The sequence below is a fragment of the Micromonospora sp. NPDC002389 genome, assembly GCF_040296095.1.
In the GTDB taxonomy this organism is placed as follows: Bacteria; Actinomycetota; Actinomycetes; order Mycobacteriales; family Micromonosporaceae; genus Micromonospora.
On record NZ_JBEOWP010000038.1, the window covers coordinates 1 to 3,513 of the forward strand.

General features: G+C 72.5%; 4 protein-coding genes. 3 read left to right on the forward strand and 1 reads right to left on the reverse strand.

From position 1 onward, the window contains the following. Positions 1-102 (forward strand): acyl-CoA dehydrogenase family protein (locus ABT008_RS30320; RefSeq protein ID WP_350700720.1); only part of this gene is annotated, 102 nt, incomplete at its 5' end. A 60-nt stretch (positions 103-162) separates the two neighbouring features. On the opposite strand, the gene ABT008_RS30325 is transcribed toward ABT008_RS30320, so the two are convergent. Further along, on the reverse strand, positions 163-813 hold the full coding sequence (locus ABT008_RS30325; protein WP_350700715.1) for a hypothetical protein: 651 nt from the start codon (positions 811-813) through the stop codon (positions 163-165). Between the two features lie 23 nt (positions 814-836). On the opposite strand from ABT008_RS30325, the gene ABT008_RS30330 reads away from it, so the two are divergent. Together ABT008_RS30330 and ABT008_RS30335 are read left to right on the forward strand one after the other, a co-directional pair. Further along, positions 837-1,361, forward strand: coding sequence for an acyl-CoA thioesterase (locus tag ABT008_RS30330; protein WP_350700717.1), 525 nt, complete (start codon positions 837-839; stop codon positions 1,359-1,361). Between the two features lie 119 nt (positions 1,362-1,480). After that, positions 1,481-3,451 (forward strand): acetoacetate--CoA ligase, encoded by a 1,971-nt coding sequence (locus ABT008_RS30335; RefSeq protein ID WP_350700718.1) that lies wholly within the window; start codon positions 1,481-1,483, stop codon positions 3,449-3,451. Positions 3,452-3,513 lie beyond the last annotated feature (62 nt).

A 3,513-nucleotide genomic window follows, 5' to 3' on the forward strand; every position in this document is an offset into this window, starting at 1 on the left:
CCGGTCGAGCGGATGATGCGCGACGCCAAGATCACCCAGATCTACGAGGGCACCAACCAGGTACAGCGCATCGTGATGGCCCGCCAGTTGCTCAAGGACTGACGACGGAGGGCTCCGCCCGGCGGCACACGGCCACCGGGCGGAGCCCTTCTCTCCGTTCGATCAGTTGGTCGCGTCGTCGCGTCGCGGCAGGCTGCCGGGCGGTGCCGACCAGGGCGACGTCCCACTGGTACGCCGGGGCAGCGGCTCGGTCGGCGTGTCGTCCGGGTCCGGGTAGCCGAGGCTCAGCGGCTCGGTGTCCCGTTCCGCCGCCTGCGGGGGCGGCCACTCGGTCACCGGCAGGTCCTGGGTCGTCGCCTCGGCCGGCGGCGGCACCACCGGTGCGGGCGTCGGCCAGCGCCGCCACCGCTGCCCGCTGAACGTCGCCATCAGCAGCAGCAGGCCGATCAGGAACAGGGTGCCGTTCTGCACCGGCAACCGCAGCGGCAACGGGTCGCCGAGGAACTCCCAGTCGGCCGGGATCCGCTCGCGAACCCGGAAGGGCGCGACGAACAGCCCGACGTACGGGGTGATCAGCAGCAGCCCGGCCACCAGCGGGCCGAGCGGTGAGATGCGCAGTGTGCCGAGCAGGCCCAACACGATTCCGCCGACGGCGAGATAAACGGCCGGTTCGATCAGGTTTGCCGTGTTCGAGGTGCCGATCTCCACCCACCGGTCGACCGTCCCGGCCGACCCGTCCTGCCCCAGGGTGACCAGCACCCAGGTGACCGGTGCCACCACCAGCCCGGCGAGGAAGCTCCACAGATGTCGCATCCGCGCACCGTACCGTTTCCGCCATGACCGAGCACCCCTCCGCCGCGCCACCGGGCAAGCCGACGTCGTACTCCCGTGTGACCCTCAGCCGGATCATGACGGCGGTCGACGTGAACCTCTACGGCACCGTGCACGGCGGGGTGTTGATGAAGTTCGTGGACGACGTTGCCGGTGCCGCCGCGGCCCGACACAGCGGGGGTACGGCGGTCACCGCCGCGATCGACGAGATCGTCTTCTCCGAGCCGGTCCGGGTCGGCGACCTGATCCACGCGTACGCCCAGATCAACTGGACCGGTTCGACGTCGATGGAGGTCGGCGTACGGGTGATGGCCGAGCGCTGGGACTCGGCCGAGGCGGAGGCGGTGCGGGTGGCCACCGCGTACCTCGTCTTCGTCGGCGTCGAGGTGGGCGGCGCGCCACGGGCGGTGCGGCCGGTGCTGCCGGAGACGCCGGAGGACGAACGTCGCTGGCGCGAGGCGGAGATCCGCCGCGCCCACCGGCTGGCCCGCCGCCGCGCCATCCAGGACGCCCGGGGCGAGTCCGGCTGAGCGGTTTGTGTTAGCAGGGGACCCCGGTACTACCGCAGGCGTTAACAAGGTGCCCTTCCTTAGGATGACGCCACGGCCCACGGCACAGCGTCGTGCCGGGCCAGGGGAGGAGTGGACCAGTGACGGACGTGCTGTGGACGCCGCCGGCGGACGTGCTCCAGCGCTCACGCATCGGGACGTACCTGCGGTGGCTGGCCGAGCACCGAGGGCTCGAATTCGCCGACTACGAGGCGCTCTGGCAGTGGTCGGTCACCGACCTGGACGCCTTCTGGCGCTCGATCTGGGACCACTTCGAGGTCGTCGCGCACACCCCGCCGACCGCCACGCTGGCCGCGCGCGACATGCCGGGGGCGCGGTGGTTCCCCGACGCCACGCTCAACTACGCCGAGAACGTGCTGCGGATGCCCGGCCGGGCCGACGACGACCCGGTGGTGATCGCGTACTCGCAGACCCGCGCGCCGGTCACGCTGACCGCCGCCGAGCTGCGCGAGCAGGTCCGTCGGGTGGCCGCCGGGCTGCGCCGGCTCGGCGTGGGCACCGGCGACCGGGTGGCCGCGTACGCGCCGAACATCCCCGAGACGTACGTGCTGCTGCTGGCCACGGCCAGCCTCGGGGCGATCTTCTCCTCGTGTGCGCCGGAGTTCGGCACCCGCAGTGTCACCGACCGTTGGCAGCAGATCGAGCCGACCGTGCTGGTCGCGGTGGACGGCTACCGCTACGGCGACAAGCCGGTGGACCGGCGTGCCGAGGTGGCCGCGATCCGGGCCGCGCTGCCGTCGCTGCGGCATACGGTGAGCATCGCCTACCTCGACCCGTCGACCCCGCCTCCGGCGGACGCGCTCTCCTGGGCCGACCTGGCCGCGCCGACCGACGAGCCGGCGACGTTCACCCCGGTCCCGTTCGACCACCCGCTGTACGTGCTCTACTCCTCGGGCACCACCGGGCTGCCCAAGCCGATCGTGCACGGGCACGGCGGCATCCTGCTGGAGCATCTCAAGATGCTCGCCCTGCACCACGACCTCGGTCCGGCCGACCGGTTCTTCTGGTTCACCACCACCGGCTGGATGATGTGGAACTTCCTGGTCTCCGGCCCGGCGGTGGGCGCGACGATCGTGCTGTTCGACGGCAACCCGGGCCACCCGGACCTGGGCGGGCTGTGGCGGTTGGCCGAGGAGACCGGCACCACCTACTTCGGCACCTCGGCGCCGTACCTGCTGGCCTGTCGCAAGGCGGGCCTGGTGCCGCGTGAGATCGCCGACCTGTCCGCGCTGCGCGGGCTGGGATCGACCGGTGCGCCGCTGCCCGCCGAGGGCTTCACCTGGGTGTACGAGTCGGTCGGCACCGACCTGCAACTCCAGTCCCTGTCCGGCGGCACCGACGTGTGCACCGGCTTCGTCGGCGGGGTGCCGCTGCTGCCGGTGCACGCCGGTGAGATCACCTGCCGGGCGCTCGGCGCCAAGGTGGAGGCCCGCTCGGCCGACGGCACCCCGGTCATCGGCGAACTGGGCGAACTGGTCATCACCGCGCCGATGCCGAGCATGCCGGTGGGCTTCTGGAACGACCCCGACGGGAGCCGCTACCGGGAGGCGTACTTCGACGTCTATCCCGGAGTGTGGCGACACGGCGACTGGATCACCATCAACGCGCGCGGCGGCTGCGTGATCACCGGTCGCTCCGACGCCACCCTGAACCGGGGCGGCGTCCGTCTGGGCACCGCCGAGTTCTACTCGGTGGTGGAGGGGCTGGACGAGGTCGTCGACTCGGTGGTGGTGCACCTGGAGGACGACGAGGGCGGCGCCGGTGAGCTGCTGCTCTTCGTGGTGCTCGCCGACGGCCTGACCCTCGCCGACGACCTGCGCGCGACGATCTCCCGCGAGCTGCGGACCGCCCTCTCGCCCCGGCACGTCCCGGACGAGATCCACCAGGTCCGCGCGGTGCCCCGCACCCTGTCGGCGAAGAAGCTGGAGGTCCCGGTCAAGAGGATCCTCACCGGCACCCCGGTCGACCAGGCCGCCGCCAAGGGCGCCCTGGCCAACCCCGACTCCCTGACCGCCTTCGCCACCCTCGCCCAATCCCGCCCCACCCCCTAACCTGCGGGCGGGGGCGGGCGGCGCGGGCCGGGGGCCCGGGGGCGGGGGGGCCCAGAACGCGC